We start from the raw sequence: 5782 nt of genomic DNA, 5'->3' as shown, positions 1-5782 counted from the left end.
AGGCGGCCGACGATGCCGCCCATGAGCAGGATCGGCAGGAACACCGCGATGAGCGACAGGCTCATCGAGACGACGGTGAAGCCGACCTCGCGGGCGCCGATCAGCGCCGCCTCGACCCGCGGCTTGCCCGCCTCGATGTGGCGCTGAATGTTCTCCAGCACGACGATGGCGTCGTCCACGACGAAGCCGGTCGCGATGATGAGCGCCATCAGCGAGAGGATGTCGAGGGAATAGCCGAGCATCCACATCGCGGCGAAGGTGCCGATGATCGAGATCGGCACCGCCACCGCCGGGATCAGCGTCGCCCGCCACGAGCGCAGGAAGATGAAGGTGACGAAGATGACGAGGCCGATGGCGATCAGCAGCGTCTCCTCGGTGCTCGCCAGCGAGGCGCGGATCGTGGCCGAGCGGTCGCCGGAGATGTTGAGGTCGATGTCGCCCGGCAGCGCCGCCTTCACCTGCGGGATCGCCGCGCGCACTCGCTCCACCGTCTCGACGACGTTCGAGCCCGGCTGCTTGTAGATGAACAGGATCACGCCCGGCTTGCCGTCGACGAGGCCGAGATTGCGCTTGTCCTCGACCGAGTCGACCACCTCGCCGACATCCGCCAGCCGCACGGCGGCCCCGTTGCGGTAGGCCACGACGATGTCGCGATAGTCGGAGGCCTGCCGGCCCTGGTCGTTGGCGTAGAGCTGGTAGCGGCGCTCCCCGGCGACGATGTCGCCCTTCGGCGAGTTGGCGTTGGCCGAGGCGAGCCCGGCGCGGATGCCCTCCAGACCGATGCCGTAGTGGAACAGGGCGGTGGGATCCAGTTCCACCCGCACCGCCGGCAGCGAGGAGCCGCCGATATCGACGTTGCCGACGCCCTCCACCTGACTCATCCGCTGCTGCACGATCGTGGCGGCGGAATCGTAGAGTTGGCCGGGCGTCAGCGTGTCGGAGGTCAGCCCCAGGATCAGGATCGGCGAATCGGCCGGGTTGAACTTGCGGTAGGTCGGGTTGGTGCGCAGCGAGGTCGGCAGGTCGGCCCGCGCGGCGTTGATCGCCGCCTGCACGTCGCGGGCGGCGCCGTCGATGTCCCGGTTGAGGCCGAACAGCAGGACGATCCGCACCGTGCCGGTGGAACTCGTCGAAGTCATCTCGTTGACGTCGGCGATGGCCCCGAGCCGCCGCTCCAGCGGCGCCGCCACGGTGGTGGCCATGGTCTCCGGCGAGGCGCCGGCCATCTGCGCCTGGACGAGGATGACGGGGAAGTCGACCTGCGGCAGCGGCGCCACCGGCAGGCGCACATAGGCGAACAGGCCGGCGAGCATCAGGCCGATGGTCAGCAGCGTCGTCGCGACCGGGCGGCGGATGAAGGGTTCGGAGAGGTTCATGGCGTGAACCGTCCGCGGCGCAGACGACCCTCCCCCTCCGCGGGGGAGGGTCGATGCGCGTTGCCGCCCGTCGCGATGGTCACGGCACCGCCCCGCCCGGCGCCAGCCCGTCGCCCTCCCGCCGCCGGGTGATCCGCCGCTCCAGCCGGTCGAAGGCGAGGTAGATCACCGGCGTCGTGAACAGCGTCAGCACCTGGCTGACGATGAGGCCGCCGGCGATGACGATGCCGAGCGGCTGACGCAGCTCCGAGCCGACGCCCGAGCCGACGATCATCGGCACCGCCGCGAACAGGGCGGCCAGCGTCGTCATCAGGATCGGGCGGAAACGCAGCAGGCAGGCCTCGTAGATCGCGTCGCGCGGGGCCTTGCCCTCCTCGCGCTCGGCCTGGAGCGCGAAGTCGATCATCATGATCGCGTTCTTCTTCACGATGCCGATCAGGAGCACGATGCCGATGATCGCGATGATGTCGAGCGACAGCCCGAACCACATCAGCCCGAGCAGCGCGCCGATACCGGCGGACGGCAGGGTCGAGAGGATGGTGATGGGGTGGATGAAGCTCTCGTAGAGCACGCCGAGCACGATGTAGACGGTCACGATCGCCGCGCAGACGAGGAACAGCTCGTTGGAGAGCGCCGCCTCGAAGGCGAAGACCGAGCCCTGCGGCACCACGTTGAAGCTCGCCGGCAGGTCGATCTCTTTTCGCGCGGCCTCTAGTGCGTCCACTGCCTGACCCAGGGCGACGCCCGGTGCGAGGTTGAACGAGACGGTGGTGGCCGGGAACTGGCCGAGATGGCCGATCAGCAGCGGCGCGCGGCGCTCCTCCACCTTCGCCACCGCCGAGAGCGGTACCTGCCCCGAGGGCGCGGTGGAGGACGGCAGGTAGAGGTTGTCGAGGGAGGCGAGCGAGGTGTGCAGCTTCGGGTCCGCCTCCAGGATCACCCGGTACTGGTTCGTCTGGGTGAAGATGGTCGAGACGATGCGCTGGCCGAAGGCGTCGTAGAGCACGTTGTCGATGGTCGCCGGGGTGATGCCGTAGCGGCCCGCCGTGGCGCGGTCGATGGTGACGTAGGCCGCCAGGCCGTTGCCCTGGTAGTCGCTGGTGACGTCGGCGAGCAGGGGCGAGCGGCGCAGGGCCTCGACGTAGCGCGGCACCCAGGTCTCGAAGTCGCCGAGGTTCGGGTTCTCGAGGATGACCTGGTACTGCGTCGCCGAGACCGCGGTGTCGATCGTCAGATCCTGCACCGGCTGCATGTAGAGCCGCACCCCCGGCACGCCACTCGTCGCCGCGTTGAGGCGGCGGATGATCGCGCTGGCGTCGGCGCCGCGCTCGTCGCGGGGCTTGAGGTTGATGAGAAAGCGGCCGGAATTGAGCGTGACGTTCTGCCCGTCCACGCCGATGAACGAGGACAGGCTCGCCACGTCCGGGTCCTTCAGCACCACGTCGGCGAGCGCCTGCTGGCGCTCGGCCATGGCCTCGTAGGAGACGCTCTGATCGGCCTGTGAGATGCCCTGGATCACGCCCGTGTCCTGCACGGGGAAGAAGCCCTTGGGGATCACCACGAACAGGTAGGCGGTGAGCGCCACCGTGCCGAGCGTGACCAGCAGCGTCAGGCCCTGGTTGGCCAGCACGACGCGCAGGGCCCGGCCGTAGAGGGCGATGACGCCGTCGTTCAGCCGCCGGCCGGCGCGGGCGATCGGTCCCTCCCGGCGCGCCGCCGGCGTCTCGGCGCCGTGGGCGACGGGCTTGAGGAGCCGCGCGCACATCATCGGCACGAGGGTCAGCGAGACCACCGCCGAGATGACGATGGTCGCGGCCAAGGTGATCGCGAACTCGCGGAACAGGCGGCCGACCACGTCGCCCATGAACAGGAGCGGGATCAGCACCGCGATCAGCGAGACGGTGAGCGAGATGATGGTGAAGCCGATCTCCCGGCTCCCCTTCAGCGCCGCCTCGAACGGGTCGTCGCCCTCCTCGACGTGGCGGGCGATGTTCTCGATCACGACGATGGCGTCGTCCACGACGAAGCCGGTGGCGATGGTGAGCGCCATCAGCGAGAGGTTGTCGAGGGAGAAGCCCCAGGCATCCATCGCCGCGAGCGCGCCGATCAGCGACAGCGGCACCGACAGGCTCGGGATCAGCGTCGCGGAGACGCTGCGCAGGAACAGGAAGATCACCATCACGACGAGCGCGATGGCCAGCATCAGCTCGAACTGCACGTCGTGCACCGAGGCGCGGATCGTCGTCGTCCGGTCGGTCAGGATCGCCACGGAGACCGAGGCCGGCATCGTCGCCTGGAGCTGCGGCAGCAGCCGCTTGATGCGGTCCACCGTGTCGATGACGTTGGCGCCGGGCTGGCGCTGGATGTTGAGGATGACCGCGGGCGTGCGGTCGGCCCAGGCGCCGAGGCGGGTGTTCTCGGCCCCGTCCACGACCTCTGCCACGTCGGTGAGGTGGACCGGCGAACCGTTGCGGTAGGCGATGATCGCGCTGGCGTAGACCGCCGGGTCGCGGACCTGATCGTTGGCGTTGATGGCGTAGGACTGGGTCGGCCCGTCGATGTTGCCCTTGGGCGTGTTGACGTTGAGGTTGCTGATCGTCGTGCGCAGGTCGTCGATGTTCAGGCCGTAGGCGGCCATCGCCAGGGCGTTGAACCGCACCCGCACCGCCGGCCGCTGCCCGCCGCCCATGCTGACGAGGCCGACGCCGGCGATCTGGCTGATTTTCTGGGCGAGCCGCGTCTCGGCGAGGTCGCGCACCTGCGTCAGCGGCATCGTCGCGGAGGTGAGGGCCAGCGTCAGCACCGGCGCGTCGGCCGGGTTGACCTTGGCGTAGATCGGCGGCGCCGGCAGGTCGGTCGGCAGCAGGTTGCCCGCGGCGTTGATCGCCGCCTGGACCGATTGCTCGGCGATGTCGAGGGGGATGTCGAGGTTGAACTGGAGCGTGATGACAGAGGCCCCCGCCGAACTCTGCGAGGACATCTGGTTGAGGTTGGCCATCTGGCCGAACTGCCGCTCCAGCGGCGCGGTGACGGCCGAGGTCATCACCTCTGGGCTGGCGCCGGGATAGAAGGTCTGCACCTGGATCGTCGGGTAATCGACGGCGGGCAGGGCCGAGACCGGCAGGTTCAGGTAGGAGACCGCGCCGACGATCAGGATCGCCAGCATCGACAGCGTCGTCGCGACGGGCCGGAGGATGAAGATGCGGGACGGGTTCATGGCCGCATCCGGTTACGGCGCCTGACGCCGGCGTCCCCGGCGCTCCTGGCCGCCCTCCGCCGAGCCCGTGGCCGCCGGCGTCGCGGGGAGCGTCGCGCCGGGCGCGCCCGCGGCCGGTCCCCCCGCCTGTGGACCGTTCCCGTGGCCGACGACGCGCACCGGTGCGCCCTCGCGCAGACGGTCGGTGCCGTCGGTGACGACGCGGTCGCCCGCGGCGAGGCCCGACAGCACCACCGTGTTCACGCCGTCGGTCTCGCCGGTCTTGATCGGGCGGACCGTGACCTTCTCGTCGCCGTCCATCAGGTAGACGTAGGTGCCCGGCGTGCCGCGCAGGATCGCGGCGTTCGGCACCAGAGCTGCCTTCTCGATCGTCTCGACGGTGAGGCGGGCGTTGACGAACTGGTTCGGGAACAGAGTCTCCTCCTCGTTCTCGAACATCGCCCGGAGCTTCACCGTGCCGGTAGTCGTGTCGATCTGGTTGTCGATGGTCTCCAGCCGGCCGGTGGCGATCTCGTGCTGGTCGCTGCGGTCGTAGGCGCGCACGGTGAGCTTCGCCCCCTGGCGCAGCCGGCGCATCACCCGCGCCACGTCGTCCTCCGGCAGCGTGAACACCACCGAGATCGGGCGCAGCTGCGTGACCACGACGATGTTGGTCGTGCCGGCGGTGATGTAGTTGCCGAGATCGACCTGCCTCAGGCCCACCCGGCCCTCCACCGGCGAGACGATCCGAGCGTAGGTGAGGTTCAGCTTCTGCTGATCGACCAGCGCCTGATCGGCGGCGACCGTGCCCTCGTTCTGCTTCACCAGGGCGGCCTGGGTGTCGACGTTCTGCTTCGAGATCGAATCCTGGCGGTTCAGGGTCTGGTAGCGCTGGAGGTCGAGCTTCGAGTTCTGCAGCAGGGCCTGATCGCGGGCGAGCTGGCCCTGATACTGGGCGAGCAGCGCCTCGTACGGCCGCGGGTCGATCTGGGCGAGGAAGTCGCCCTCCTTCACCATCTGGCCCTCGCGGAAGCCGATCTTGGTGAGATAGCCGTTGATCTGCGAGCGCACGGAGACGGTGGCCAGCGGCGTGACCGTGCCGAGTCCCTGGAGCACCACCGGCATGTCGCCGGTCACGACCGGCGCGACGCCGACCGCCTGCTTCATCTCGAAGGGCCGTCCGCCGCGGCCATGGCCGCCGGGGCCCGGC

General features: G+C 69.5%; 3 protein-coding genes. All 3 read right to left on the bottom strand.

Features of this window, described 5'->3' with window-relative positions:
* The coding region (locus tag MFF42_RS14030) for an efflux RND transporter permease subunit (RefSeq protein WP_238256286.1) at window positions 1–1376 on the bottom strand (1376 nt) is incomplete at its 3' end.
* A 79-nt stretch (window positions 1377–1455) separates the two neighbouring features.
* Complete coding sequence (locus MFF42_RS14025) at window positions 1456–4593, bottom strand: MdtB/MuxB family multidrug efflux RND transporter permease subunit (RefSeq protein ID WP_238256285.1); 3138 nt, start codon at window positions 4591–4593, stop codon at window positions 1456–1458.
* Between the two features lie 12 nt (window positions 4594–4605).
* A partial coding sequence (locus MFF42_RS14020) for an MdtA/MuxA family multidrug efflux RND transporter periplasmic adaptor subunit (protein ID WP_238256284.1) occupies window positions 4606–5782 on the bottom strand: 1177 nt, incomplete at its 5' end.

The organism is Methylorubrum podarium, assembly GCF_022179745.1.
In the GTDB taxonomy this organism is placed as follows: domain Bacteria; phylum Pseudomonadota; class Alphaproteobacteria; order Rhizobiales; family Beijerinckiaceae; genus Methylobacterium; species Methylobacterium podarium.
This window is presented reverse-complemented; position numbering and strand designations above follow the sequence as displayed.

Bases quoted from the DNA above. Each gene is read 5' to 3' on its own strand.
- MFF42_RS14025 (WP_238256285.1), bottom strand. From the start codon at position 4,593: ATGAACCCGTCCCGCATCTTCATCCTCCGGCCCGTCGCGACGACGCTG.